At 71.9% G+C, this 24458-nt stretch carries 28 protein-coding genes and 1 pseudogene; 13 read left to right on the top strand and 16 right to left on the bottom strand.

Translation table 11 applies throughout. From position 1 onward, the window contains the following. Positions 1-67 precede the first annotated feature (67 nt). The 3 genes from OG373_RS11885 to OG373_RS11875 all read left to right on the top strand — a co-directional run bounded on the left by OG373_RS11885 (position 68) and on the right by OG373_RS11875 (position 2008). Positions 68-910: an AraC family transcriptional regulator gene (locus tag OG373_RS11885; RefSeq protein ID WP_405438050.1), complete on the top strand. Its 843-nt coding sequence runs from the start codon at positions 68-70 to the stop codon at positions 908-910. Between the two features lie 94 nt (positions 911-1004). Then, entirely contained in the window at positions 1005-1703 is a 699-nt protein-coding gene (locus OG373_RS11880) for an AzlC family ABC transporter permease (RefSeq protein WP_405438048.1), read from the top strand. Beyond that, positions 1700-2008, top strand: a complete 309-nt coding sequence (locus OG373_RS11875) for an AzlD domain-containing protein (protein ID WP_397738710.1) — start codon at positions 1700-1702, stop codon at positions 2006-2008. Before OG373_RS11880 ends, OG373_RS11875 begins: the two co-directional genes overlap by 4 nt. Here the strand turns inward: OG373_RS11875 and OG373_RS11870 are convergent. Then, positions 1977-2963, bottom strand: coding sequence for a hypothetical protein (locus OG373_RS11870; protein ID WP_405438046.1), 987 nt, complete (start codon positions 2961-2963; stop codon positions 1977-1979). The two genes, OG373_RS11875 and OG373_RS11870, sit on opposite strands and share 32 nt — an antisense overlap. A gap of 81 nt (positions 2964-3044) precedes the next feature. On the opposite strand from OG373_RS11870, the gene OG373_RS11865 reads away from it, so the two are divergent. Continuing rightward, positions 3045-3239 (top strand): DUF3046 domain-containing protein, encoded by a 195-nt coding sequence (locus tag OG373_RS11865; protein ID WP_030010745.1) that lies wholly within the window; start codon positions 3045-3047, stop codon positions 3237-3239. 98 nt (positions 3240-3337) lie between these two features. Continuing rightward, positions 3338-4531 (top strand): AI-2E family transporter, encoded by a 1194-nt coding sequence (locus OG373_RS11860; RefSeq protein WP_397738778.1) that lies wholly within the window; start codon positions 3338-3340, stop codon positions 4529-4531. Here OG373_RS11860 and OG373_RS11855 read toward each other — a convergent pair. Then, entirely contained in the window at positions 4485-5240 is a 756-nt protein-coding gene (locus tag OG373_RS11855; RefSeq protein WP_405438044.1) for a Clp protease N-terminal domain-containing protein, read from the bottom strand. The genes OG373_RS11860 and OG373_RS11855 overlap by 47 nt on opposite strands. A gap of 168 nt (positions 5241-5408) precedes the next feature. On the opposite strand from OG373_RS11855, the gene OG373_RS11850 reads away from it, so the two are divergent. From OG373_RS11850 to OG373_RS11840, 3 genes are all read left to right on the top strand, one after another. Continuing rightward, complete coding sequence (locus OG373_RS11850; protein WP_405438042.1) at positions 5409-6029, top strand: class I SAM-dependent methyltransferase; 621 nt, start codon at positions 5409-5411, stop codon at positions 6027-6029. Positions 6030-6134: 105 nt separating this feature from the next. Continuing rightward, positions 6135-6590: a hypothetical protein gene (locus OG373_RS11845; RefSeq protein ID WP_405438040.1), complete on the top strand. Its 456-nt coding sequence runs from the start codon at positions 6135-6137 to the stop codon at positions 6588-6590. Positions 6591-6625: 35 nt separating this feature from the next. Continuing rightward, a complete protein-coding gene (locus OG373_RS11840) occupies positions 6626-7294 on the top strand; it encodes a hypothetical protein (RefSeq protein WP_405438038.1) in 669 nt (222 codons plus the stop codon). A gap of 57 nt (positions 7295-7351) precedes the next feature. Here OG373_RS11840 and OG373_RS11835 read toward each other — a convergent pair. From OG373_RS11835 to OG373_RS11825, 3 genes and pseudogenes are all read right to left on the bottom strand, one after another. After that, positions 7352-7784: pseudogene (locus OG373_RS11835) on the bottom strand (transposase). Between the two features lie 38 nt (positions 7785-7822). Beyond that, entirely contained in the window at positions 7823-8113 is a 291-nt protein-coding gene (locus OG373_RS11830) for a hypothetical protein (RefSeq protein WP_405438037.1), read from the bottom strand. Positions 8114-8279: 166 nt separating this feature from the next. Continuing rightward, complete coding sequence (locus tag OG373_RS11825) at positions 8280-9011, bottom strand: SDR family NAD(P)-dependent oxidoreductase (protein WP_405438036.1); 732 nt, start codon at positions 9009-9011, stop codon at positions 8280-8282. A 94-nt stretch (positions 9012-9105) separates the two neighbouring features. On the opposite strand from OG373_RS11825, the gene OG373_RS11820 reads away from it, so the two are divergent. Further along, the gene (locus OG373_RS11820; RefSeq protein WP_405438034.1) at positions 9106-9957 is read left to right on the top strand and encodes a LysR family transcriptional regulator; all 852 of its coding nucleotides are present in this window, start codon (positions 9106-9108) and stop codon (positions 9955-9957) included. 103 nt (positions 9958-10060) lie between these two features. Here OG373_RS11820 and OG373_RS11815 read toward each other — a convergent pair whose 3' ends face one another. Both OG373_RS11815 and OG373_RS11810 read right to left on the bottom strand, forming a co-directional pair. Beyond that, positions 10061-10777: a cation transporter gene (locus OG373_RS11815; protein WP_405438032.1), complete on the bottom strand. Its 717-nt coding sequence runs from the start codon at positions 10775-10777 to the stop codon at positions 10061-10063. Then, a complete protein-coding gene (locus tag OG373_RS11810) occupies positions 10777-11112 on the bottom strand; it encodes an ArsR/SmtB family transcription factor (RefSeq protein ID WP_405438031.1) in 336 nt (111 codons plus the stop codon). Before OG373_RS11810 ends, OG373_RS11815 begins: the two co-directional genes overlap by 1 nt. A 265-nt stretch (positions 11113-11377) precedes the next feature. Between OG373_RS11810 and recA the strand changes: the two genes are divergently transcribed. Further along, complete coding sequence (recA, locus tag OG373_RS11805; protein ID WP_397738724.1) at positions 11378-12490, top strand: recombinase RecA; 1113 nt, start codon at positions 11378-11380, stop codon at positions 12488-12490. Between the two features lie 3 nt (positions 12491-12493). Next, entirely contained in the window at positions 12494-13060 is a 567-nt protein-coding gene (gene recX, locus OG373_RS11800; protein ID WP_405438029.1) for a recombination regulator RecX, read from the top strand. A gap of 306 nt (positions 13061-13366) precedes the next feature. On the opposite strand, the gene OG373_RS11795 is transcribed toward recX, so the two are convergent. From OG373_RS11795 to OG373_RS11760, 8 genes are all read right to left on the bottom strand, one after another. Next, the gene (locus tag OG373_RS11795) at positions 13367-13756 is read right to left on the bottom strand and encodes a rhodanese-like domain-containing protein (protein ID WP_405438027.1); all 390 of its coding nucleotides are present in this window, start codon (positions 13754-13756) and stop codon (positions 13367-13369) included. After that, a complete protein-coding gene (locus OG373_RS11790; RefSeq protein ID WP_405438026.1) occupies positions 13753-14298 on the bottom strand; it encodes a cysteine dioxygenase in 546 nt (181 codons plus the stop codon). Before OG373_RS11790 ends, OG373_RS11795 begins: the two co-directional genes overlap by 4 nt. A 78-nt stretch (positions 14299-14376) precedes the next feature. Then, complete coding sequence (locus OG373_RS11785) at positions 14377-14463, bottom strand: putative leader peptide (protein ID WP_311318651.1); 87 nt, start codon at positions 14461-14463, stop codon at positions 14377-14379. A gap of 32 nt (positions 14464-14495) precedes the next feature. Beyond that, a complete protein-coding gene (locus OG373_RS11780; protein ID WP_405438024.1) occupies positions 14496-16124 on the bottom strand; it encodes an FAD-dependent monooxygenase in 1629 nt (542 codons plus the stop codon). Positions 16125-16312: 188 nt separating this feature from the next. After that, complete coding sequence (locus OG373_RS11775) at positions 16313-17206, bottom strand: amino acid ABC transporter permease (protein ID WP_405438022.1); 894 nt, start codon at positions 17204-17206, stop codon at positions 16313-16315. Further along, entirely contained in the window at positions 17203-17877 is a 675-nt protein-coding gene (locus OG373_RS11770) for an amino acid ABC transporter permease (protein ID WP_189972862.1), read from the bottom strand. Before OG373_RS11770 ends, OG373_RS11775 begins: the two co-directional genes overlap by 4 nt. An 83-nt stretch (positions 17878-17960) precedes the next feature. Continuing rightward, on the bottom strand, positions 17961-18815 hold the full coding sequence (locus OG373_RS11765; RefSeq protein WP_405438020.1) for a glutamate ABC transporter substrate-binding protein: 855 nt from the start codon (positions 18813-18815) through the stop codon (positions 17961-17963). A 118-nt stretch (positions 18816-18933) separates the two neighbouring features. Next, a complete protein-coding gene (locus tag OG373_RS11760; protein WP_397738738.1) occupies positions 18934-19719 on the bottom strand; it encodes an amino acid ABC transporter ATP-binding protein in 786 nt (261 codons plus the stop codon). 294 nt (positions 19720-20013) lie between these two features. On the opposite strand from OG373_RS11760, the gene OG373_RS11755 reads away from it, so the two are divergent. Together OG373_RS11755 and OG373_RS11750 are read left to right on the top strand one after the other, a co-directional pair. Next, positions 20014-20730, top strand: coding sequence for a response regulator transcription factor (locus OG373_RS11755; RefSeq protein WP_405438018.1), 717 nt, complete (start codon positions 20014-20016; stop codon positions 20728-20730). A 12-nt stretch (positions 20731-20742) separates the two neighbouring features. Further along, a complete protein-coding gene (locus tag OG373_RS11750; protein ID WP_397738742.1) occupies positions 20743-22155 on the top strand; it encodes an ATP-binding protein in 1413 nt (470 codons plus the stop codon). A 104-nt stretch (positions 22156-22259) separates the two neighbouring features. On the opposite strand, the gene OG373_RS11745 is transcribed toward OG373_RS11750, so the two are convergent. After that, positions 22260-24443, bottom strand: coding sequence for an endo-beta-N-acetylglucosaminidase (locus OG373_RS11745; RefSeq protein WP_405438016.1), 2184 nt, complete (start codon positions 24441-24443; stop codon positions 22260-22262). Positions 24444-24458: the final 15 nt, after the last annotated feature.

The following is a 24458-nucleotide window of genomic DNA, read 5'->3' as shown; positions in this document are numbered from 1 at the left end:
ACCCGGCCACTGACAACGGGCCGGACCTGGGGAAACGCGGGACACGGGCGGGGCGCAGAATGGGGGGATGGGGACGGACGGGGGTGCCGAGGGGCGCCGGGAGTGGGCACGGCACTGGCAGTACGCGGAACTGCCCGGGCTCGACCTGCTGCGCGCCCACTACGTACGTCACACCTTTCCGCGCCACGCCCACGACGGATACGTCATCGCGGCCGTCACCGGAGGCATCGAGGAGATAGGACTCCCCGGGCACGTGGTGCGCGCCGGGCCCGGCAGCGTGGTCCTGATCAACCCCGAGGTGCCGCACTCCGCGCGCGCCGGGGTGCCCGAGGGCTGGGCGTACGCCACCCTCTACCCGTCCAGCGAGCTGATCGCCGAGGTCGCCGACGAGATCGGCACCCTGCGCGGCACCCCCGGCTTCACCGCCGACATGGTCGCCGATCCCCGGGGTGCGCAGGCGATCACCGAGGTGCACCGGGCCGCCGAGGCGGGCAACGCGCTGGCCGCCGACACCCTGCTGCGGAGCGTGGTCGCGCGGATGCTGACCCGGCACGCCGGATCGCTGCCCGCCCGTACGGTCCGTGGCGCGGGCGGTGCCGACGCGGTGGCCGCCCGGGCCGTACTGCAGGAGCGGATGGCCGACCCGCCGTCGCTGGAGCAGCTCGCGGCGGAGCTGGGCACGAGCCCCTTCGCCCTGCTGCGGGCCTTCCGCGAGCGGTACGGGATGCCGCCGCACACCTGGCTGACCGACGCCCGGGTCCGGCAGGCGCGCCGGCTCCTGGACGCGGGCACGGCCCCCGCTGAGGCGGCCGTCACCGTCGGGTTCACCGACCAGCCGCATCTGAACCGCCACTTCACCCGCATCGTGGGGGTGCCCCCGGGCGCGTACCGGCGGGAGCGGGCGGGCTAGACGGTCACTCCCGGATCCTGCCGGGCGCGCAAGAACGTACAAGACCCGGGTGCCCCGGCCTGCGTAGTTTCGGGGCGTGGGAGAACATCAAGCAGTGATACAGGAGACCCCCGACGGGGTCGCCGACGGCCGGCCGCGGGCCGCCGTCGTACGCGACGCGCTCGGGGTCGGGGTGGCCGTCGGGCTGTCCGGGTTCGCGTTCGGAGTGACCGCCGCCGGGGCCGGCATCAGCACCCTCCAGGCCTGCGTGCTGAGCCTGCTCGTCTTCACCGGGGCCTCGCAGTTCGCCCTGGTCGGAGCGCTGGCGGCGGGCGGGAACCCGTTCACCGCCGCCGCCGGGGCCTTCTTCCTCGGGACGCGCAACGCCTTCTACGGGCTGCGGCTGTCCCAGCTGCTCAAGCTGCCGCGCGCGGTACGCCCGCTCGCCGCGCACTGGGTGATCGACGAGACCACCGCCGTCGCGCTGGCCCAGCCCGACCGGAAGTCGGCCCGGCTGGGCTTCACCGTCACCGGGCTCACCCTCTACGCGCTGTGGAACCTCACCACCCTGCTCGGCGCGCTCGGCGCCGAGGCCATCGGGGACACCAGGGCGTGGGGGCTGGACGCCGCCGGACCCGCCGTGTTCCTGGCGTTGCTGGCGCCGATGCTGAAGACCTTCACCGAGCGGGCCGTCGCCGCCCTCGCGCTGGTCCTCGGGCTCGGCTTCCTGCCCGTGCTGCCCGCCGGCGTGCCCGTGCTGATCGCAGCCCTGGCCGCTCCCGTGGTGCTCTGGATGAAGGGACGCCGCCCGTGAACGTCTGGATCGCCATCGGGATCACCGTCGTCGGCTGCTACGCCGTGAAGCTCGCCGGTCTGCTCGTCCCCGCCGGGGCCCTGGAACGGCCGCTCGTGCGCCGCCTGGCCGCCCTGCTGCCGGTCGCGCTGCTCGCCGCGCTCACCGCCCAGCAGACCTTCAGCACCGGCTCCGCCCTCGTCGTCGACGCCCGCGCCGCGGGGCTCGCCGCCGCCGGGCTGGCACTGCTCCTGCGCGCCCCCTTCCTGATCGTGGTCGCGGCCGCCGTCGTGGTCACCGCGGGGGTACGGGCCCTGGGCGGCTGACCCCGTCCTGCCGCCCGTCCGGCAGGCGCCCGTACGCCCGCAGGGTCAGCAGGGCCTCCAGGGTGGCGATCGGCCGCCGCTCCAGCGTGCTTCCCGGGGCCCAGTCCCGGCGCTGCACCGGCCAGCCGCCGTCGGGCTGCTGCTCGGCGGCCAGGAAGTCCAGCGAGCGGTCCAGCTCCTCGTCGGTGAACCAGCCGCGGGCCAGGGATTCGGGCCGCCGCGCGAAGTCGTGCGGGAACAGCTGCTCGCCCGGCGCGTAGCCGGGGACCGGCGGGTACTCCGCGCGCCGCCCGGGATCGAGCACCACGAGCCGCTGCTCGCGCACCAGCCGGCCCAGCCGGTCGGCGGCCGACGCCGCGCGCGCCCGGTCGGGGATGCCGTCGAGGAAGGCCACCGCGCTCTGGACCTCGTACGGGTGCGAGTGGCGCAGGTTCTCGATCCGGTCCCAGCAGAAGTCCGTGGCCCGGAAGAGCCAGGCGTGCCAGACCCGGTTGCGGTGCAGTACGCCGACGACCGGGCCGGTGGTCAGGAGCTCGCCCGGCGGGTCGTCGTGCATGGGGTGGTAGGGGGCCGCGGGGTAGTCCCGGGGGGCGGGGAAGACCACCGGGAGCGCGCCGTCCGTGGTGGAGACCCCGGTCAGGTGGCGGCAGAGCCGCTCGATGCGCTGTCCGGAGCAGCGGCCCAGGCTGTCCAGCACGCGCAGGGCGTGGGCGGTGTGCAGGGGCTGGCTGAGCGGACCGCGCAGATCCGGATCGAGTGCGTGACCGTAGCCTCCGTCTCCGTTGAGGTACGAACCGAGGGCCGTGTCCACCGGGTCGGCGTCCCCGCCGAGGAAGTGGAACGCGAACCGCCGCTGCTCCAGCACGCGGGCCGTGAGCCAGATGAACCCCTCGGCGCGAGCCAGTGGGGCCGTCGGGGTCTGTGGGGGGTGCGGGGAAGCTTCGTCTCCGGGCATGCCAGCAACGTAGGACCCGGCGGTGCGTGGGGGAGGGCCGAACGCGGGCGGTGCACTCTCCCGGGGCGGGATACTGGGGGCATGCGGTTGACGATTTTCTGGGAACGGATGGCGGAGCACTTCGGCGAGGGCTATGCGGACTCCTTCGCACGGGACCACGTCATGACCGAGCTGGGCGGGCGCACCGTCCACCAGGCGCTGGACGCGGGCTGGGAGACCAAGGACGTGTGGCGCGCGGTGTGTTCGGCGATGGACGTGCCGGCTTCGCTGCGCTGACCAGCGCGCTGTTTCGCGGTGGCGGGCGCGGGTGGGACAGACTTGGCGCCGTGGCAGCCAGCGAAGAGACGACCGATCAGTCCGCCGAGGCGCGAGGAGTGACACCGCCGGCGCAGGCGGCGGAGCCGCCCGGTCCGCCGGGTCCGCCCGCGCCGCCGGCTCCACCGCCGTCCGGTGCGGCCCCCGCCGAGCAGGACGCGCGGATGCCGCGCTGGCTGCCGCGCGCCGTGATCCTCGTACTGGCCCTCGTGGCCTGCTTCCAGCTCGGCAGCTGGGCCTTCCACCAGCTGATAGGCCTCCTCGTCAACATCCTGATCGCGTTCTTCCTCGCGCTCGCGATCGAACCGGCGGTGGCCAGGATGGCGGCCGGCGGCATGCGCCGCGGGCTCGCCACCTTCTTGATGTTCCTCGCGGTGTTCGTCGTGACGGTCGGCTTCCTCGCGCTGCTCGGCTCGCTGCTCGCCGGGCAGATCGTCGCCATGGTCGAGGGCTTCCCCGGCTATCTCGACGCGGTGATCAAAGCGATCAACTCCACCTTCCACACCGAACTGTCCCGGCTGGAGATCCAGGAGAGCGTGCTGCGCTCCGACTGGCTGCGCAAGTACGTGCAGAACAGTGCGTCAGGCGTGCTCGACGTCTCCGCCACGGTGCTCGGCGGACTCTTCAAGCTGCTGACGATCGGGCTGTTCTCCTTCTACTTCGCCGCCGACGGACCGCGGCTGCGGCGCGCGCTGTGCTCCGTACTGCCGCCCGCGAAGCAGGCCGAGGTGCTGCGCGCCTGGGAGATCGCCGTTGCCAAGACGGGCGGGTACCTCTACTCGCGCGGGCTGATGGCGCTGATCTCCGGTGTCGCAACCTACATCGTGCTGGCGGTCCTCGGCGTGCCGTACGCCCCCGCGCTCGCGGTGTGGGTGGGGCTGGTCTCGCAGTTCGTCCCCACCATCGGTACCTATCTCGCGGGCGCGCTGCCGGTCCTGCTCGCCTTCACCGTGGATCCCTGGTACGCGCTGTACGTACTGGGCTTCGTGGTGATCTACCAGCAGTTCGAGAACTACGTCCTCCAGCCGAAGCTGACCTCGAAGACCGTGGACATCCATCCGGCGGTGGCCTTCGGATCGGTCGTCGCGGGCACCGCCCTGCTGGGCGCGGTCGGGGCGCTCATCGCGATCCCGGCCGTCGCCACCCTGCAGGCCTTCCTCGGCGCGTACGTCAAGCGCTACGAGCTGACCCGCGACGCGGATTCCTCTACTTCTCGTCCGCGACGACGCGTACGACTGCCAAGGCTTCGCTGACGGTCGCCTCGACGGCGGCCTTGTCCAGGCCGAGGCCGCTCAGCGGACCCTCGCCGTTCTCCAGCTCCAGGAGCGCGAGCAGGACGTGCTCCGTGCCGACGAAGTCGTGGCCGAGACGCAGGGCCTCGCGGAAGGTGAGCTCCAGGGCCTTCTTCGCGGAGCCGTCGAAGGGGACCAGGTCGGGGACCTCCGGCCGGGCCGGGGGCAGCAGGGCGGTCACGGCGGCGCGTACGTCGTCCGCCGCGACCCCCTGGGCGCGCAGGGCGTACCCGGCGAGGCCCTCGGGTTCGGCGAGGAGGCCCAGGACCAGGTGCTCGGTGCGGATCTCGGTGTTGCCGGCGGCGCGCGCCTCGTTCTGCGCGGTCATGACGATGTTGCGGGCGCGGGGGGTGAAGCGGCCGAAGCCCGCGTTCGGGTCGAGGCCGCCGGCGCCCTCCTTGTCCGCCTTGGGGACGAAGCGCTTCTGGGCCGCCTGGCGGGTGACGCCCATGCTGCGGCCGATGTCGGTCCAGGAGGCGCCGGAGCGGCGGGCCTGGTCGACGAAGTGGCCGATGAGGTGGTCCGCGACGTCCCCGAGGGCCTCTGCCGCGACGACGGCGCCGCTGAGCTGCTCCAGGGGGTCGGTGTGGACCTTGTTGATGGCCTCGATCAGGTCGTCGAGGCGTACCGGGTTGGTCATGCGAACGGGTTCCACCGAAGGGTTCGTCATAGGTGCAACCGTAGGTTGACACCTCGGAGAGTGTCAACCCTGGGTTGTCACTCGGGTGGATCGTGCCTGCGGCCGGGCGCGGCGGTGCGGGGGCGGCGTGTGGGCGGCCCTGCGACGGGCCGCGATGCCATGCTGAGCTCAGGGGAGCAGCGAGACGCGGAGGCCGCCATGGGGTTCTATGCCGATCAGGTCGTGCCGCGGATCCTCAACGCCGCCTGCGGAGCCAGGACGGCCCGGCCGCTCCGGCGCCGGGTCTGCCGAGGGCTGGTGGGCGAGGTCGTCGAGATCGGCTTCGGCGCCGGGCACAACGTCCCCTTCTACCCGCCGGGCGTCACGGCGGTGGCGGCGGTCGAACCCTCCGACGTCGCGTGGCGGCTGGCCGGGGAGCGGGTACGGGACACCCGCGTACCGGTGCGGCGGGCCGGCCTGGACGGCCAGTCGCTGCCCTTCGAGGACGGCGGCTTCGACTCCGCGCTGTCGACCTGGACGCTGTGCACCGTCCCGGACGCCGTGGCGGCACTGCGCGAGCTGCGGCGCGTACTCAAGCCCGGCGCGAGCCTGCACTTCCTCGAACACGGCCTCGCCCCGGAAGGGGACCGGAGCGTGCGCCGGTGGCAGCGACGGCTCGAACCGCTGAACATGCGGCTCCTGGGCGGCTGCCACCTCACCAGATCGGCCCCGGAGCTGCTGACTGCGGCGGGGTTCACGATCACCTCCCTCGACGTCTTCTACGACGTGGGACCGAAGTTCCTGTGCGCCGACTCCCTCGGGACGGCGGTCTCCCGCTGACGGACGGCCCGTCACGAAACCATCACGAGGGGCACGGGCCCGGAAGGTCCCTGGCAGCATCGGTCGGACCGATCCAGGGGGGTTCCAGGTTCCATGCCATTACGTGTGCGTGTCCCCGTACCGACCCGCGTCACCGTGTCCGTCACGGCCGTCGCGTCCGTCGCCGTGCTGCTCGGCGGCTGCTCCAGCACTCCGGCCGAGCAACTGCAGGACTGGTACAGCTCCGGGGGCGAGGCACGGATAAGGAAGCTGACCGAGGACGCCGGCCGGGTGAACGAGGTGAGCATGCGCACGATCGACGTCCAGGGGCCCGCCTGCCAGGACCTGTTGGCCCAGACCGCCAAGGCCGAGAAGCTCGATCCGATCCCGGACGACGCCACCCAGCGGTACTGGAAGGAGGCCCTCGGAGGATTCCGCCGAGGGGCGGCCGAGTGCGCGGACGGAGCCGCGAAGAACGAAGCGGGCCAGGTCTCCCGGGGCATCACGACGGTCCAGACCGAAGGCCTCCCCAAACTGGTGAGCACGGTCACGCTGCTCAAGGCGGCCCTGGCACACAAGTGACGAGCCTTGTCAGAGGGAGCCGGTTGGATGAGCCCGTGACTGTCCATGACGCGGCCCGCCGGCTACCCACCATCGCTGACCTGCGCGACCTGTGCCGCTCGCTCGAAATGCTCGACGCGATCCTGAGCCCGGACTGGGAAAGCCGGTACTACTCCTTCAACGCCACGTGGGCCGAAGGCGAGGAGATGGCCTCGATGCGCAACGGGTCGGGCGACGAGTACTCCATCGTGTTCTCGGCGGCAGGGGCCTATGTCCGTGGCTTCGGCCACGAATCGCGGATGAGCCCATACGGCCACGACGGCGAGCCCTGGCCGGGAGTGATCGACGACGTTGCCGAGGTCTTCAAGCCCTTTGTCGAGGAGCCGGCGTTCACCGACGAGGACGGCGTGCCCGTCGTGACGGCCTGCTTGTGGCGGGAGGGGACGGATGATCAGTGGCGCCACGGCACGATCGACTTCCCCGCGCACGATACCGACCCCGATGGGGCGACGGGCCTGTTCCCGCTGCTGGTCGACCGCTCACCCGAAGCGTTCCGGCGCTTCGCCGAGGACTATTACGAGGTCACTGTGGACCTGGAAGCGGTGAGTGACGTGTATGCCTTGCGGCCGCTGGACCAGGAACTCGTGTCGTCGTTGAACGCGGAGGTCACCCTGGCGGACCTGGCCCAGGACATCTCCGAAATCGGATATCCGCAAGCCCGCTGAGAGCCGACGAAGCCTCCCGCCCCCACCGGATCCGGACGGGCGTCCGCCAACGCCTCGTCACCGCCGACCGGCTCGTGCAACGCGAGGTGGGGCTTGGCAGTGGCGGGCTCGTTCGTCGTAGCGGGTGGCGAGGGCTTTGTTCCGCTTGAGCTTGTTGAAGCAGCGCTCGACGACGTTGCGGCGTCGGTGGACGGTGAGGTCGAGGCGGCAGAGGCTCTCTCCTCGCCGATCGCGTCCGAGTGCTGCTGGACACGGGCCAGGAGCCGGTCCCAGGTTCCGTCGGCGGACCAGCGGTGGAACCGTTCGTAGACCGTCTTCCACGGCCCGTACCGTTCCGGCAGGTCCCGCCAGGCGGCACCCGTGGACAGCTTCCACAGGATCCCGTTGAGGACCTGACGCCGGTCCCGCACCGGACGACCCATCCTCGGCGAGCCAACAGCGGCCCGATGACTTCCCGGGCCTGATCAGTCAGTTCATGTCGTCCCACCACGAACGGAGCAGCGACCGACCGGCATTGCGGTCACAGCACTACGCGTCCCGCGGGCCGGCGTTCGCCACGGCCGAGAGGAAGGCGAGGCCGCTGTCGACCGGGAAGTCGATGAGCATCCAGCGGCGCTTGGACTCCACCCACTCCCGCATGTGCGGAAGCTTCTGAGGCCAGTCCGCGTTGCTCTCGCCGATGTCCTGGCAGCAGGTGAAGGTGTCGAACCCGCACTCCCGGATCGCCTGGATCGTGGGTGCGAGCTGCTCGTCGATCTGTGCGTGCCGGTCGCCCACCCGGACGAGAGCGGTGGGGTGAGTACCTTCGTAAGACGTCACCGAGCGAGCATGTGAGCGAGGTACGACACAGGTCCGGGAGGGTGTCGCACCGTCCGAGGTCCCGCACCTCGGCTCACGGCCCGAGCCGGGACACGGGAGTCGGAACCGCGAGGGAGTGGCGAGCCGGCGGTTTGGGCCACCCCGGCGGGCGATGGCGGTCCTGCGCTCACCAGGGAACAACGCCGGCGTCGTTGAAGAACTGTCCGGTGGGGCCGCCGTCGGGCAGGGTCGCGAGTTCGACGGCGATCGCCGCGCCCTGCTCGGGGGTGCGCACGCCGCGGAAGCCGTTGAGGTCGGTCGCGACGTAGCCGGGGCAGCCGACGTTGATCAGGATGTTCGTGCCGCTCAGCTCCCGGGCGTACTGGAGGGTGACGGCGTTCAGGAACGCCTTCGACGGCGCGTACGCCGCGGACACCGGACCTGTCGTCTGCTCGGCGGCGGGTCCTGACTGCCGGGTGAGGGAGCCGACGCTGCTGGACATGTTCACGATCCGTGGTGCGGCGGAGCGGTGCAGCAGCGGCAGCATCGCATTGGTGACCCGAATGACGCCGATCACGTTGGTCTCCACCACCGTCCGGATGGTGGCGGGATCGACCCGGGTGGGTTCCTGGGGCATGCCGCCGGTGATGGCGGCGTTGTTGACGAGCACGTCGAGGCGTCCGGCCTGTTCCTCGATCAGCCGTGCGGCGGCGGTCGCGCTCGCGTCGTCGGTCACGTCCAGGGGTACGCCGAATGCCTCGACGCCGGCCGCGCGCAGTCTGTCCACCGCGGCGTTGCGGCGCTGTTCGTCGCGGGCGCCGACGCCGATGCTCCAGCCGAGTGCGCCGAGGCTCGCCGCGATCTCGTAGCCGATTCCCTTGTTGGCGCCGGTGACCAGCGCAATCGTTCGTTCGCTCATGGGGATCATGCTGCTTTCTGGCCCCGCCGGGGTCCAACACCGATCGGGTGGGCAGCGATACCGTCCGGGTATTGATCCGGGATACCGTGGCGTTATGGAGACCCGGGAACTGCGGTACTTCGTCGTCGTCGCCGAAGAGCTGCACTTCGGGCGCGCCGCACAGCGGCTCGGGATCGCGCAGCCACCGTTGTCCCGGGCGATCCAGCAGCTCGAACGCCGGCTCGGGGCAGTGCTGTTGGATCGGACCAGTCGCACGGTCACGCTGACCGAGGCCGGCTCGGTGCTGCTGGTCGAGGGCCGGGCGGCCCTCGACGCGGTCGACGCCGCCGAGCGGCGGACCCGCCGCGCCGCCCTGCCCTCGACCGACCGTCCCGGCCTGGTCCTGGTCACGAAGGCCAGCGCGTCCAGCGAACTGCTGGCGAAGCTGCTCGACGCGTATGCCGCCGAACCCGGCGCGGTTCCCGTGGAGGTCATTCTGTGCGGTCCGGCCGAGCAGGTACGACTCCTGCGCGAGGGCCGGGCCGACGTGGCGCTGCTGCACCGGCCGTTCGACTCGACGGCCGGGTTCCACACCGAAGAGCTCAGCACGGAGGGCCAGGTCGTGGTCCTGCCGGCCGGGCATCCGCTCACCGTCCGGGCCCATGTGCACATGGCCGACATCACCGGGTTGCCAGGTCTGCCTCTGCCACGCTGGCCGGAGCCCGACGGCACCTACCTGCCCGGCTCCGGCCCGCAGGTCCGCGACCACGCGCAGTTGCTGCAGCTGGTCGCGCTCGGCCGTGCCTGCGCGGTCTCACCGCAGTCGTGCCGAGCCCAACTGCACGGTGACCTGGCCGCCGTGCCCGTGCTGGACGCGCCCCCGGTCACCACCGTGATCGCCTGGCCACCGCACAGCCGGTCCAGGGCCGTCGCCGACCTCGTCCGGACTGCGACACGTCTCCACTAGTTCGCACATGCCTGGCCAGGTTCCACCTGTCGTGGCCCGGCTCATGGCCGAGCACGATGGTTGGCCGCAAGTCCGGGCGCTCCGGCTGCGGCCGCTGGGTCGATCAACCGCAGCAGTCGCAGCCGGGGCGGCAGCCGCAGGAGTCGCGTTCCTGTTGTGCGGGCCGAGAGGGAACGTCTGGAGCCGGAGCGGCGCAGCAGCCCTTGCCCTGCCAGGCGTCGCGTCCTTCCTTGAGGGCGATGGCGGCGATGACCAGGGCGGCGATCGGGTCGGCCCAGGACCAGGCGAGAGTGGCGTTGAGGACCAGGCCGACCAGGAGTACCGCGGAGAGGTACGTGCACAGAAGGGTCTGCTTGGAGTCGGCGACCGCGGAGGCGGAGCCGAGTTCGCGGCCGGCCCTGCGCTGGGCGGCGGACAGGAACGGCATCACCGCGAGGGAGAGGGCGGCGATGACGATGCCGGGGACGGAACGTTCGGCCTCGCCGGTGCCGGTCAGCGCGCGGACCGCGTCGACGGTGACGTACGCGGCGAGCGCGAAGAAGGAGACGGCGATGATCCGCAGGGTGCGCTGCTCACGGGCCTCACGTACGGCGTGCTCGCGGGCGGAGAACTGCCAGGCGACCGCGGTGGCGGAGGAGACCTCGATGACGGAGTCCAGGCCGAAGCCGATCAGCGCGGTGGAGGAGGCGATCGTCCCGGCGGTGATCGCGACGGCCGCCTCGATCACGTTGTAGGTGATGGTCGCGGCGACCAGGAGGCGTATCCGCCGGGCGAGCACCTCACGCCGCGCCGGGGTGGGCCCCAGGGATATCGCGGTCATCAGCAGCAGCCCTTTTCGTCGGCCTCGACGCACGTGCGGTCGGTCTCGACGGCGATCACGGCGGTGCGCAGGTCGTCCAGCGCATGGCCGAGGCGGTCGTCGGCGAGTTCGTAGCGGGTGCGGCGTCCGTCGGGCACGGTGACGACCAGGCCGCAGTCGCGCAGGCAGGCGAGGTGGTTCGACAGGCGCGTGCGGGAGATCCCGAGAGCGTCGGCGAGGTCGGAGGGGTAGGCCGGGGCTTCGCGCAGGGTGAGCAGGAGCTGGCAGCGGATCGGGTCGGCGAGCGCGCGGCCGAAGCGGGCCAGCACCTCGATTTCAGGGGCAACGGTCAGCACACCACAACAGTACAGAGAAGGCTGAATTCAGGAAACCGTGGATCGTGCTCGGACCGGCCGACTGTCACGCTCGCCGGCCACCTGCGACGCTCGGTCGCAATCACGCCGGGCGGTGGGCGGTGGGCGTGGTGCGCTTGACACGGAAATCGAACATCCATTCTGATGAGTTATCCACAGCCGAAACGCTCGTGGAGGCGCATTGTCAGTGGCAGGCATTAGCGTCAGTGGCGTGAAGCGATCGACTCAAGCAAACCGGGTGGAACCCATGGCAGGCACCGACCGCGAGAAGGCTCTCGACGCCGCTCTCGCACAGATTGAACGGCAATTCGGCAAGGGTGCGGTCATGCGCCTCGGCGACAAGCCGAACGACCCCATCGAGGTCATCCCCACCGGGTCGACCGCGCTGGACATCGCGCTCGGCGTCGGCGGGCTGCCGCGCGGCCGTGTGATCGAGGTGTACGGCCCGGAGTCCTCCGGTAAGACGACCCTGACCCTGCACGCCGTGGCCAACGCACAGAAGGCCGGCGGCACCGTCGCCTTCGTGGACGCCGAGCACGCCCTCGACCCCGAGTACGCCAAGGCCCTCGGCGTCGACACCGACAACCTCATCCTGTCCCAGCCGGACACCGGCGAGCAGGCGCTGGAGATCGTGGACATGCTCGTCCGCTCCGGTGCCCTCGACCTGATCGTCATCGACTCCGTGGCGGCGCTCGTGCCGCGCGCGGAGATCGAGGGCGAGATGGGCGACTCGCACGTGGGTCTCCAGGCCCGACTGATGAGCCAGGCCCTCCGGAAGATCACCGGTGCGCTCAACCAGTCCAAGACCACCGCGATCTTCATCAACCAGCTCCGCGAGAAGATCGGTGTGATGTTCGGCTCGCCGGAGACCACCACCGGTGGCCGCGCGCTGAAGTTCTACGCCTCCGTGCGCCTCGACATCCGCCGCATCGAGACCCTCAAGGACGGCACGGACGCGGTCGGTAACCGCACCCGCGTCAAGGTCGTCAAGAACAAGGTCGCGCCGCCGTTCAAGCAGGCCGAGTTCGACATCCTCTACGGCCAGGGCATCAGCCGCGAGGGCGGCCTGATCGACATGGGCGTGGAGCACGGCTTCGTGCGCAAGGCCGGTGCCTGGTACACGTACGAGGGCGACCAGCTCGGCCAGGGCAAGGAGAACGCCCGTAACTTCCTGAAGGACAACCCCGACCTCGCCAACGAGATCGAGCGGAAGATCAAGGAGAAGCTGGGCGTGGGGGTCCGCAAGGACGCCGCCGCTGCCGAGGCCGGTGCCGACGCGACCGATGCCGCGGCCACCGCCGTGCCCGCCCCGGCAACGAAGGCCAAGACGACGGCCAAGGCCGCCGTGGCCAAGAGCTGACCCGTGCGCGAGCAGGAAGGGGGCGGCGAGCGCCGAGGCGGCCGTGAGGGCCGTACGGAGCTGCCGCCCCAGAGCCCCGAGGAGCAGGCGCGGGCGATCTGCCTGCGCCTGCTCACCGGGAGCCCGCGCACCCGGCGCCAGCTCGCGGACGCCCTGCACAAGCGGGGCATCCCCGAGGAGGTGTCGCAGCAGGTCCTCTCCCGGTACGAGGAGGTGGGCCTGATCGACGACGCGGCCTTCGCCGGAGCCTGGGTCGAGTCCCGGCACCGCGGCCGGGGCCTGGCCCGTCGGGCGCTGGCCCAGGAGCTCCGGACCAAGGGGGTGCACGCCACCCTCGTGGAAGAGGCCCTGGAGCTGCTGGACTCCGACCAGGAGGAGCAGACCGCCCGGGAGCTCGTGGAGCGCAAGCTCCGCTCCACCCGGGGCCTGGAGCGGGACAAGCGGATCCGGCGCCTCGCCGGGATGCTCGCCCGCAAGGGATACCCGGAAGGCATGGCCCTGCGGGTGGTGCGCCGCGCGTTGGAGACGGAGGGCGAGAACGCCGACGACCTCGGGTACCCGGGGGAGTGAGCCGGTGGGCCCGGGGTGAGTCGGCCCCCGGGACCGGACGCCGGGGCACGTCGATGTCAGGCGCCGTGTACGGCGGCGGAGTCGGCCGCATGATGCTGCGTTACGCCCGTGCCGGCCCGCGCCCCGCGTCGAGCGGGCCGGACCCGAGCCCACCTCCCAGACCGTTCCGCCGATCAAGCCACCCGAGCCCCGTGCACCCAAGCCCTCCCACGGGCATGCCTGAACCTCCACCGCCCTCACCCCCTCCACCCACGCCGAGGGCCGCGCCCCCGTGAAAGGCCGGCCGGGCCGAGAGGCGCGGGAGCGTCAGGCGGGCGTGACCGGGAGGCCGGACGACTTCCAGGACTGGAAGCCGCCGGTCAGGTCCGTGGCGCGGTGGAGGCCGAGCGCGTGCAGCGAGGCCGCGGCGAGGCTGGAGGCGTATCCCTCGTTGCAGATCACCACCACCTGGAGGTCGTGGCTCGTGGCCTCGGGGACGCGGTGGCTGCCCCGCGGGTCCAGCCGCCACTCCAGCTCGTTGCGCTCGATCACCAGCGCGCCCGGGATCAACCCGTCCCGCTCGCGCAGGGCCTGGTACCGGATGTCCACCAGGACGGCCCCGCCGCGGGAGGCGGCGTACGTCTCCTGCGCGTTCAGTCGCGTGTAGCCCGCGCGGATCCGCTCCAGCAGTTCGTCGATGCCGATCGGGGCGCTCACTGCCAATCCGCCGGACGCTCGACGTGCTCCAGGCTGAGCACCGGGCCGCTGCGGCTGTAACGGCGGATCAGCGGCAGCGGCGGGTAGTAGGCGTGCACGGAGACCGCGTGCTCGGCCTGCGACTCGTTGAGGACCTCGTGCACGTGGTGCTCCCGGAAGGCCCGTCCCGAGCCCGCGGTCAGGGTGCGGTGGCGGTCGACGTCCGGGGCCAGCTCCAGGGACTTCCAGCCCTCCGAGGGCAGGCGCACGGTCAGCGAGTTCTCGGTGAGCCGGCCGCGGGCGGTGGCGAACGCGCCGCGCGATTCGGCGTGGTCGTGCCAGCCGGTGCCGGTGCCCGGCGGCCAGCCGATCAGCCACGCCTCACTGCCGCCCGGCCCGTCCAGCCGGATCCAGGTGCGGCCCTCGGGGTCGAGCGGAAGCGAGGCCACGATCGCGGCGTCGGCCGCCGTGCGGAGGGCGAAGTCGAGGAGTTCGGCGGCCGTGGGGCCCCCGGCGGGCAGCTGCTCAGCGGCGTGCGCGGGTGCGGATACGGGTGCAGACATGAAAGAGGACCGTTCCTGGGTTCGCGGAGGTGCGCGCAGGCCGGTGGACGGCACGGGGCGCGCGGAGGGAAGGGCGAATCAGCAGGAAGGGCGACACACGCAGCCCGCGTAGCGGAGCAGGTCCATATGGACCCTCCGCCACAGGCGTACGTCGTTGCCGGTCATTCCGCGAGTGAACCACGGAGTCCCGGAGACGGTCAATCGATCACCACGATCGGTGTCGTGGTCGCCGACGTGTTCGTGTGCGTGGGTGACGGCGCGGACGGCGCGGACGGCGCGGAGGGTGCCGGCAGCCGGGACGCGGGTGCGCCCGCCCGAACCGTGTCCGCCGCCTCGTAGAGCTCCGCCGGGCGGACCCCCGCGAAGGTCGCCGCCAGATGTCCGTCCGGCCGCACGAGCAGCACGGTGTGCGCCGGGGCCCCCGGGTAGCTGTCCGCGACGAGCAGGTCGGTACGGACCGGGAGCGCGCTCACCGCAGCGGCGAGGCGGGGCATCAGCCCGGCGCCGAGCCAGTGGCGCCGGTCCCACACCCCGGTACCGGGAGCGACCAGGACCACCAGCAGTCGGCCCTGCCCCAGCAGGTCCCGCAGCGGCACCGTGGCCCCGTCCGGGGCGGTCACCGGGACGTCGGCCACCGGAGCACCCGGCTCCGTGGCCGTCGGGACCTCCCGTACGGCGACCGGCGGGGCATAGGCGGGTTCCGCGCCCAGGGGCCCCCGCCCCAGGTGGCCGTCGGTGAGGAGGGACTCGGCGGAACGCGCGGCCCCCGGAAGGTAGCTGCGCAGCCCGTTGCCCGCCCGTAGCGTCGGCATCGCCTGGTCGGCCGCGCGCAGTCGGGAGGCGACCGCCGTGCGCCGCTCGCCCTCGTAGCTGTCCAGCAGGGCCTCGGAGGCTCCCTGGTGCCAGGCCAGGGAGAGCTTCCACGCCAGGTTCTCGGCGTCCCGGAGCCCCTCCTCGACGCCCTGGGTGCCGAGCGCGCCCAGCAGGTGCGCGGCGTCACCGGCCAGGAACGCGCGACCGTCGCGCCAGCGCCGGGCGAGGCGGTGGTGCAGGGTGTGGACCCCGGTGTCGATGAGGTCGTACGGGGGTGTCGTCCCGCCGCACCACACCGCCAGGGTGTCGCGGATCAGGGTCACGAGCGCGTCGGGCGTCACGAGCTCCCCGCGGGCCGGAAGCAGCCAGTCCAGCCGCCACACCCCGTCGGGCAGCGGCCGGGAGGTGACCTCCTGGGGCGGGCTGCGGTACAGCAGGGCCTCGCCGGGCCAGGGCAGTTCGGTGCGCAGAGCGGCCACGGCGTGCCGTTCCACGGCGGTGCGGCCCGGGAAGCGGATGCCGAGCAGCTTGCGGACGGTGGAGCGGGCGCCGTCGCAACCGACCAGGTAACTCCCGCGCCACCACGTGGTTTCGGCGCCCTGGGTGTGCGCGGTGACGCCCCGGTCGTCCTGCTCCAGGGAGTCCAGTCTGCTGTCGGTGACCAGCTGGACGAGCGGGTGGGCCACGGCGGCGGCGCGCAGTCCGCGCGTCAGCGCGTGCTGGGGCACGTGCAGTGGGGCCGGATGGTCCTCGAAGGTGATCCGCCGGTCGTCCTGGCGCCGGCGCATGGTGCGCCAGGCGGCGAAGTAGGCCCCCTCGTCGCGCAGCGTCGTACACCCCAGGCGGTGGACCATGGCCGCCGTGTCGGCGTGCAGGACGACCGTGCGGGCCGGGCGGACCTCCTCCTTGCCGGGCCCTTCGTCGAGCACGACGGAGGGCACGCCCGCGCCCGCCAGGGCGAGCGCCAGGGACAGTCCGACGGGCCCCGCGCCGACGACGATCACCGGGTCCATGGCGCGGCTCCCGATGTCCGGTATGTGATCACAGAACGTATGCAACCCATTGGAGGTGTCTGCGTCAAGTGACACCCGAGGGCGCAACGCAGCGTGGTGCGGCGGATGAGTTCCGCCGCACCACACTTGTTGCGCACTACGACTGACCGGATGTCAGTCCCGGGAGGCCGTCCGAAGGGGCTCCGGCGTCAGGCTCCGGCCGCCGTGTTCGCACCGGGAACCGGGTCGTCGATCTCTTCGGCGCCGAGCACGGCGCCGGTGCCCTTCTTCGACTTCCGCAGCCGGCCCTCCAGCTGGGAGGCGAGGCTGGTGAGGGCGAAGTTCACCACGATGTAGATCAGGGCGATCACGAAGAGGGTCGCGATCGTGTTGCTGTAGTTGGCCGAGATCTGCCGGTTCATGGAGAGCAGTTCCGCGAAGCCGAGCAGGGCGCCACCGAGCGCGGTGTCCTTGAGGATCACCACGAGCTGGCTGACCAGGGCCGGCAGCATCGCCGTGACGGCCTGCGGGATCAGCACGTAGGCCATGGTCTGACCCTTGCGCATGCCGATCGCCTTGGCCGCGTCGGTCTGGCCGCGGGGCAGGGAGAGCACTCCGGCCCGGACGATCTCGGCGATGACCGCCGAGTTGTAGAGGACCAGACCCGTGACGACGGCCCAGAACGGCCGGGTGTCGGAGGGGACGTCCATGAACTGCGGCGAGTACAGCGCGGAGCTGAACAGCATCAGCATCAGGACCGGGATGGCACGGAAGAACTCCACCCACGTACCGACCGGCCCCCGCACCCAGGCGTGGTCGGACAGTCGGCCGATGCCCAGCACCGCTCCCAGCGGGAGGGCGATCACCATGGCGAGCGCCCCGGCCTTGAGGGTCTCCAGGAGGCCCGGGATCAGGTACGTCGTCCAGACCTGGCTGTCGGTGACGAAGGGCGTCCACTTGTCGGCGGCGAGCTGGCCCTTCTCCGCCATGAGGGACAGCGCCCACCACATGACGAGACCGAACAGGACGACGAAGATCCCGCTGTAGATCCAGTTGCGCACCTTGGCCCTGGGGCCGGGGGCGTCGTACAGCACGGAGGTCATCGCTTCACCGCCACTCGCTTGGCCACCCAGCCCAGGAACAGGCCGGTCGGCAGGGTCAGCAGGACGAAGCCGAGGGCGAAGATCGCGAAGACGGCGAAGAGGGCCTGCGCCTCGTTCTCCATCATTTCCTTCATCAGCAGGGCCGCCTCGGCCACGCCGATGGTGGCCGCCACCGTGGTGTTCTTGGTGAGCGCGATCAGTACGTTGGCGAGCGGTGCGACGACCGCCCGGAAGGCCTGGGGGAGCACGATCAGGGTGAGCACCTGGAAGAAGCTCAGACCCAGTGCGCGCGCCGCCTCGGCCTGACCCACGGGCACGGTGTTGATGCCGGAGCGCAGCGCCTCGCAGACGAAGGTGCCGGTGTAGGCGATCAGTCCGAGGACCGCGAGCCGGAAGCCGGTCTCCTTGAAGGTGTCGCCGCCCAGGTTGATGCCGAGGGTCTGGCTGAGACCCAGTGAGCAGCCGATGACCAGCAAGGTGAGCGGGGTGTTGCGCACCAGGTTGACGTACGCGGTACCGAAGCCCCGCAGCAGCGGGACCGGGCTGACCCGCATCCCCGCCAGGACGGTGCCCCAGATCAGGGACCCGACCGCCGAGTAGAGGGTGAGCTGAACCGTCACCCAGAAGGCTCCGAGCACGTCGTACTGCCCGGAATCAAGAAAATCGAACACGATGCCCTGCGCTCTCCCCAGGATGGCCGGTGAGGTGCGCCGCCGCCCGCGGCAGGCGGGCGGCGGCGCTCCTCACCGATGAATCAGCTGCCTTCGGTGATCTGCGGGGCAGGCTCGCTCTTGAAGTTGGCCGGGCCGAGGTTCTTGTCGACGGCCTTCTGCCAGCTGCCGTCCTCGACCATCTTCTTGAGCGCGGCGTTGATCTTGGTCTGGAGCTCCTTGTCGCCCTTCTTCAGACCGATGCCGTAGTTCTCGTTGCTCAGGCTCAGCCCGACCAGCTTGAACTTGCCCTTGTTCTTCTCCTGGGCCGCGTAGCCCGCCAGGATCGAGTTGTCCGTGGTCAGCGCGTCCACGGCCTTGTTCTCCAGGCCGGTGAGGCACTCGGAGTAACCACCCTGCTCGAGCAGGTCGGCCTCGGGGGCCAGCTTGGTCTTGACGTTCTGCGCCGAGGTGGAGCCGGTGACCGAGCAGAGCTTCTTCTTGTTCAGGTCCTCGGCCTTGGTGATGCTCGAGTCGTCGGCGCGGACCAGCAGGTCCTGGTGCGCGAGGAAGTACGGGCCGGCGAAGTCGACCTTCTCCTTGCGCTTGTCGTTGATCGAGTAGGTCGCGACGACGAACTTGACGTCGCCGTTCGCGATCAGGTTCTCGCGCTCGGCGCTGACGGCCTGCTTGAACTCGATCTGGTCGGGCTGGTAGCCGAGCTCCTTGGCGACGTAGGTCGCGACGTCGACGTCGAAGCCGGTGTACTTGCCGTCCGGGGTCTTCAGGCCCAGGCCGGGCTGGTCGTACTTGATGCCGACGACGAGCTTGTCCTTCTTGGCGCCGCCGGACGCACCGCCGTCAGTGGCGGCGTCCTGCTTGCTGCCGCCACACGCGGTCGCGGTCAGGGCAAGGGCGACGGCGACGGCCGCGGCCGCAGCGGCCTTGGAGATCTTCATGGTGAACTTCCCTCGGATGAGACGTTGTTGAACGACGAGCGACGCTTACGGCGCACGCACGGCCGACAGGAACCGATCCGGTGGTGATCCGCATACGGATGACTACCAGACGGAAACCTCAGTGGTGCAGGATCTTCGACAGGAAGTCCTTCGCCCGATCACTGCGCGGGTTGCTGAAGAACTGCTCGGGAGTCGCTTCTTCGACGATCTTTCCGTCGGCCATGAAGACGACCCGGTTGGCGGCGGAGCGCGCGAAGCCCATCTCGTGCGTGACCACCACCATGGTCATCCCCTCGCGGGCGAGCTGCTGCATGACCTCCAGCACCTCGTTGATCATCTCCGGGTCCAGGGCCGAGGTCGGCTCGTCGAAGAGCATCACCTTCGGCTCCATGGCCAGCGCCCGGGCGATCGCCACGCGCTGCTGCTGGCCACCGGAGAGCTGCGCCGGGTACTTGTCGGCCTGCGTGCCGACGCCGACCCGCTCCAGCAGGGCCACCGCCTTCTCGCGAGCCGCCGCCTGGTCGGTCTTGCGGACCTTCTGCTGGCCCAGCATGACGTTCTGCAGCACCGTCTTGTGCGCGAAGAGGTTGAACGACTGGAAGACCATGCCGACGTCGGCACGCAGCCGGGCGAGTTCCTTGCCCTCGGAGGGCAGTTCCTTGCCGTCGAGCGTGATGGTGCCCGAGTCGATGGTCTCCAGGCGGTTGATCGTCCGGCACAGCGTGGACTTGCCCGATCCCGAAGGACCGATCACCACGACCACCTCACCGCGGGCAATGCTCAGATCGATGTCCTGAAGCACGTGCAGCGCGCCGAAGTGCTTGTTGACGTTGCTCAGTACGACCAGGTCGTCTGCGGCACCGGCCGCGTCCTGCACGTCCTTGGTCACTGATACTCCGCTCATCGGCTTCTTGCTCCGTCCTCCTCGGTTGGGAGGACAGTAGTGACGTGACGCGCACAACGTCATCACATCTGAGGGAGAATTGAGGATAACGATCCGGCCTCTTCCGGATACGCTCCGTGCGCGACACCGATCTGGTCGATCATGTACGCGTACCGGGTGCATAACGGAAGGCGCGCCGGAGCGGGACCCCCTTGACGTGGGACTCCTCATGGGCGTGGATGCATGGTGGCCCGGCGTGTGACCATTCCGGGTGCAGCCCGAGCCAGAAGCGAGAGAAAGAGGAGAGGGGGACCCATGAGACTGCTGCTCGTCGAGGACGACGACCACGTTGCGGCGGCCCTGTCCGCGATCCTCTCCCGCCACGGCTTCCAGGTCACCCATGCCCGCAACGGCGAGGAGGCCCTGCAGGCGCTGCTGCCCGCCGGTGCCCCGGCCGGCCCCCAGCCCTACGGCGTGATCCTGCTCGACCTCGGCCTGCCCGACCAGGACGGCTACGAGGTGTGCGGCAAGATCCGCAAGCGCACCGCCACCCCCGTGATCATGGTGACCGCGCGGGCCGACGTACGCTCCCGCATCCACGGCCTGAACATGGGCGCCGACGACTACGTGGTCAAGCCCTACGACACCGGCGAGCTCCTCGCCCGTATCCACGCCGTCGCCCGGCGCACCGGCGCCGCCGAGGAGGCCGCCGCCCCCGGGGCCGGTACGCCCGCCACGGTCCGGCTCGGCCCCGTCAGCATCGAGCTCCCCACCCGCCGGGTCAGCGTGGACGGCGCCGACGTACCGCTCACCCGCAAGGAATTCGACCTGCTGGCCCTGCTCGCGCAGCGGCCCGGAGTCGTCTTCCGCCGCGAGCAGATCATCAGCGAGGTGTGGCGCACGAGCTGGGAGGGGACCGGCCGCACGCTGGAGGTCCACGTCGCCTCGCTGCGCTCCAAGCTGCGCATGCCCGCCCTCATCGAGACCGTCCGAGGGGTGGGCTACCGGCTCGTCGCCCCGGGCGCTCCCTAGGGGTCCCCTGCCGTGCGTGCCCGTTTGCTCCCGCTGCTCGTCATCCTGATGGCGGGCACGCTGCTCGCCCTCGGTTTCCCGCTCGCGGTGAGCCTGGCCGCCGGGCAGCAGCAACGGGTGGTCGTCGACCGGATCGACGACAGCGCCCGCTTCGCCGCCCTCGCGCAGTTCTTCATCGACGCCCAGGGCTCCGGAGCCACCGGCGCCGAAGAGCGCAGAGAGACGCTCCAGCTCGAACTCGCCCGCTACCAGACCCTGTACGGAATCCGGGCCGGCATCTTCTACCGCGACGACAACGCCCTGGTCCGGTCCCCGAGCTGGTGGCAGCTCCCGGAATCCCGCGAGGGGCGCCGCGCCTTCCAGGATGCGCTGGCCGGCCGGCGCAGCCACGATCCCCCTCAGGTGTGGCCCTGGCAGACCCACGGCAAACTGCTCGTCGTCTCGCCGGTGGTCCTCGACGGCGATGTCGTCGCCGTCGTCGCCACCGAATCCCCGACCGACGAGATGCGCGCCCGGATCCTGAAGGGCTGGCTGCTGATCGCCGGCGGGCTCGCCGCCGCCATGCTGGTCGCTTTCGGCGCCGCCCTCAGGCTCACCAGCTGGGTGCTCAAGCCCGTGCAGACCCTGGACGCCGCCGCCCACGGCATCGCCACGGGACGGATGAACTCGCGGGTAGCCGCCGCCGGCGGGCCCCCGGAACTCCAACGCCTGGCCCACTCGTTCAACGAGATGGCCGACAACGTCGAAGAGGTCCTGGAGCAGCAGCGGGCGTTCGTCGCCGACGCCTCCCACCAGCTGCGCAACCCGCTCGCGGCGCTGCTCCTGCGGATCGAGCTGCTCGCCCTGGAACTGCCCGAGGGGAACGAGGAGATCGCCTCCGTCCGCACCGAGGGCAAGCGCCTCACCCAGGTCCTGGACGACCTGCTGGACCTGGCGCTCGCCGAGCACGCCTCCGCCGAGATCAGCCTGACCGACATCGGGGCGCTGACAGCCGAGCGGGTCGCCGCGTGGCGCCCCTACGCCGAGGAGAAGGGCGTACGACTCACCGAGACGGGCCGGACCGCCGTCACCGGCTGGGCCGACCCCATCGCCCTGTCCAGCGCGCTCGACGCCGTCATCGACAACGCCCTCAAGTTCACCCCCACGGGTGAGGAGGTCGAGGTCTCGGTCTCCACCGCCGGGCGCTCCGTCCGCGTGGTCGTCGCCGACCGCGGGCCCGGCCTCACCGAGGAAGAGCTGCTCCGGGTCGGCGGCCGCTTCTGGCGCAGCGGCCGCCACCAGAACATCAAGGGCTCCGGTCTCGGCCTGTCGATCTCCCGGGCCCTGCTCGCCGCGGGCGGCGGGTCCCTCTCCTACGAGACGAACCCGCCGCACGGGCTGCGGGTGACGGTGGCGGTCCCGCGCACCGACCCGCAGGGCGCGTAACCCGCAGGGCGCCCGGCCCGGGCCACTGCCCACGGCCGCCGCCCCGGGTGCCCGCCCGGACCGCTGCCCCGGGTGCGCCCGGCCCCACGTCACTGCCCCCGCCGCTACCAGGTGAGCGAGACCCGCGCCGGGGCCGACACCGCGTACAGCTCGTCGACGGCCCGGACCTCGAAGGCCGCCGCCCGCTCCCGCCCGGCGCGCGGGACGGCGGGCAGGTACAGGGCGGTGCCGCAGGTGCCCCCGAGGAAGCGGCGGCCGCCGCCCGGCAGGATCCGCCACACCTCGTAGTGGCGCGGACGCCCGCCCGGACCGGCGGCCGCCCGCCAGGACAGGCGCAGCCACGCCCGGCCGTCCTGCCGGGCCGAGGCGTCCACGACCGGAGCCGTCGGCGGTGCCGGGCGCCGGGTGCGGGGCTCGTCGTGCACCGAGACGGCGCCGATCCGCCACGCCACCGGCTTCGTCCCGGGCGCGGTGATCCGTACCGCCAGCCCGTACGCGGTCCTGCCCGCCAGCGGCGCGAGCCCGGCCCGTGTCGTGCGCCAGCCCTGCCCGCTGTCCCGGCTCCGGGCCGGCAGCCACGTGTACGGGACCGGCTCGCCGGGGGCCGACGGCTCGCGGACGGCCACCCCGACCTCCACCGCGACCGGCTCCGGCCCGGAGGCGTGCACCAGCTCCAGGACCGACCCGCGGGTCAGCGGCAGCCGCGTGGAGTGCAGCCCGATGACCACGGGAGCGGTCAGGGCGCCCTCGACCAGCAGACTGGAGCCGCCGCGCCAGGCGTTCTCGAAGTCCAGGGTGACCGACGGGCGCCCCCCGGCGGTGTCCATCGCCCAGCGGCGGCCCGGCAGCCGGTCCTGCAGCCCGAGGTGGTTCCAGGGCGTGTCGGAGGCGACCTTGCCGTCCTCGTACCAGCGCAGCCCGTGCCCGGTGTTGAAGGAGCAGGCGAAGGGGAGCCCGGTGACGGTGGACCGGTCGGCGACGGCCGTCGCGGGGGCCCGCCAGCGGGCCGCGGGCGCGGGGCGGGCCGGGTCCAGGGACTCGCCCGTCCAGAACCGGTCGTCGGCGCGGTGGAAGGCCCCGGGGGAGCGGTCGGTGAGGTGGTTACGGGTCCACTCGGGCCGGTAGAAGCCGTAGCTGACGACATGGTCGCGATCGCGCGGGACGATCGCGTCCCAGTCGACGGGGGAGTCCCAGCCGCGCGACTCGGTGTCCACGGCGGCCCACAGGTCGTGGCGGGAGCGGCCGAGGCGGTCGGCGAGGGCGCCCGAGGCGGCCAGGCTGTCCGGGGTCCAGCGGAAGTCCACGAACATCGTGTCCGAGACCTTCCCGGCCCGGTCCTCGAAGAACTCCTGGTTGAGCGCGTTGAGGGCGCCCTGCCAGCCCACCCGGCCGGTGCTGTTCATGGCGTCGTACCAGGTGATGCGCAGACCGTGGGGCTCGCCGGCCGCCCGCAGGGCGCGCAGGAACTCCCGCATCCGGGTGGCGAGCGCGCTGTCCCCGCCGTCGGTCTCGGCGTTGACGAACCAGCCGTCGAAGCCGTACGTCCGCGCCACCCGGACGAGCTTGTCCGCGAGCGGAAAACGGCCGAGGGCGTCCCGCCGCACCAGGTCGCGGGTCCACCGGAGGTCGCCGCCGTAGGCGACGGGCGGCAGGAACACGTTGCCCAGCACCCGGACCCCGTTGCGGTGGGCGGCGTCGACCACGGGCGCGTTCGGGGCGAGCACGATCCCCTCGCCGGCGGAGCCGCCCCAGAAGACCAGCTCGTCGATGTACGCCCAGTGCGTGAGCGCGTAGTGGTCGGCGGTCGGGGAGCCCTGGGAGGGGTTTCCGGCCGTGGGCCCGAAGGAGACGAGGGAGGAGATCCGGGCCTGGCCGGCGCGGGCGTCCCGGTTCGCCGGGACCGGGGTGAACCGCTCCGCCAGGGGCACGGTCGCGGTGTTGTGGGCCAGATCGGGGTCGCTGCCGGGGGTCCACCGGCTGAGCGAGCGCCACACGATCCCGGGGCCGGGCGTCCCCGCCGGGAGGGAGTCCGGGAACCAGTACGAGGCGTACGGGGCCAGGTCGGCCGGGGCCGGAGCCGGGGCCGGCGCGGAGGCCGGCGCCCCCGCGGGTGACGGCGCGGCGGCGGCCCGGGCGCGGCCCGCGAGGCCCAGCAGCGCGGCGGCCCCGGCCCCGGTGGCCAGCACTCTGCGCCGGGTCGGCCGTATCGCGGCGGGCGGCGTCGTACGCGGATCGACGCCGCTGTCGCTGTCGCTGTCGGGGCCGGTGTCGTGGCCGGTGTCGGGCATGCGGGGCTCCTCACG

Origin of the sequence: Streptomyces avidinii (assembly GCF_045161815.1) — a bacterium.
Lineage (GTDB): Bacteria > Actinomycetota > Actinomycetes > Streptomycetales > Streptomycetaceae > Streptomyces > Streptomyces avidinii.
The sequence above is the reverse complement of the archived record's forward strand: the minus strand, read 5'-3'. Positions and strand labels throughout refer to the sequence as shown.

Excerpts from the sequence above, each read along its gene's own strand:
- OG373_RS11745 (WP_405438016.1), bottom strand. The coding sequence starts at position 24,443 with ATGCCCGACACCGGCCACGACACCGGCCCCGACAGCGACAGCGACAGC.
- OG373_RS11825 (WP_405438036.1), bottom strand. The coding sequence starts at position 9,011 with ATGAGCGAACGAACGATTGCGCTGGTCACCGGCGCCAACAAGGGAATC.
- OG373_RS11775 (WP_405438022.1), bottom strand. The coding sequence starts at position 17,206 with ATGACCTCCGTGCTGTACGACGCCCCCGGCCCCAGGGCCAAGGTGCGC.
- OG373_RS11765 (WP_405438020.1), bottom strand. The coding sequence starts at position 18,815 with ATGAAGATCTCCAAGGCCGCTGCGGCCGCGGCCGTCGCCGTCGCCCTT.
- OG373_RS11885 (WP_405438050.1), top strand. The coding sequence starts at position 68 with ATGGGGACGGACGGGGGTGCCGAGGGGCGCCGGGAGTGGGCACGGCAC.
- OG373_RS11865 (WP_030010745.1), top strand. The coding sequence starts at position 3,045 with ATGCGGTTGACGATTTTCTGGGAACGGATGGCGGAGCACTTCGGCGAG.
- OG373_RS11790 (WP_405438026.1), bottom strand. The coding sequence starts at position 14,298 with ATGTCTGCACCCGTATCCGCACCCGCGCACGCCGCTGAGCAGCTGCCC.
- OG373_RS11855 (WP_405438044.1), bottom strand. The coding sequence starts at position 5,240 with ATGACGAACCCTTCGGTGGAACCCGTTCGCATGACCAACCCGGTACGC.
- OG373_RS11785 (WP_311318651.1), bottom strand. The coding sequence starts at position 14,463 with ATGACCGGCAACGACGTACGCCTGTGGCGGAGGGTCCATATGGACCTG.
- OG373_RS11850 (WP_405438042.1), top strand. The coding sequence starts at position 5,409 with ATGGGGTTCTATGCCGATCAGGTCGTGCCGCGGATCCTCAACGCCGCC.
- OG373_RS11780 (WP_405438024.1), bottom strand. The coding sequence starts at position 16,124 with ATGGACCCGGTGATCGTCGTCGGCGCGGGGCCCGTCGGACTGTCCCTG.
- OG373_RS11760 (WP_397738738.1), bottom strand. The coding sequence starts at position 19,719 with ATGAGCGGAGTATCAGTGACCAAGGACGTGCAGGACGCGGCCGGTGCC.
- OG373_RS11815 (WP_405438032.1), bottom strand. The coding sequence starts at position 10,777 with ATGACCGCGATATCCCTGGGGCCCACCCCGGCGCGGCGTGAGGTGCTC.
- OG373_RS11755 (WP_405438018.1), top strand. The coding sequence starts at position 20,014 with ATGAGACTGCTGCTCGTCGAGGACGACGACCACGTTGCGGCGGCCCTG.
- recA (WP_397738724.1), top strand. The coding sequence starts at position 11,378 with ATGGCAGGCACCGACCGCGAGAAGGCTCTCGACGCCGCTCTCGCACAG.
- OG373_RS11870 (WP_405438046.1), bottom strand. The coding sequence starts at position 2,963 with ATGCCCGGAGACGAAGCTTCCCCGCACCCCCCACAGACCCCGACGGCC.
- OG373_RS11820 (WP_405438034.1), top strand. The coding sequence starts at position 9,106 with ATGGAGACCCGGGAACTGCGGTACTTCGTCGTCGTCGCCGAAGAGCTG.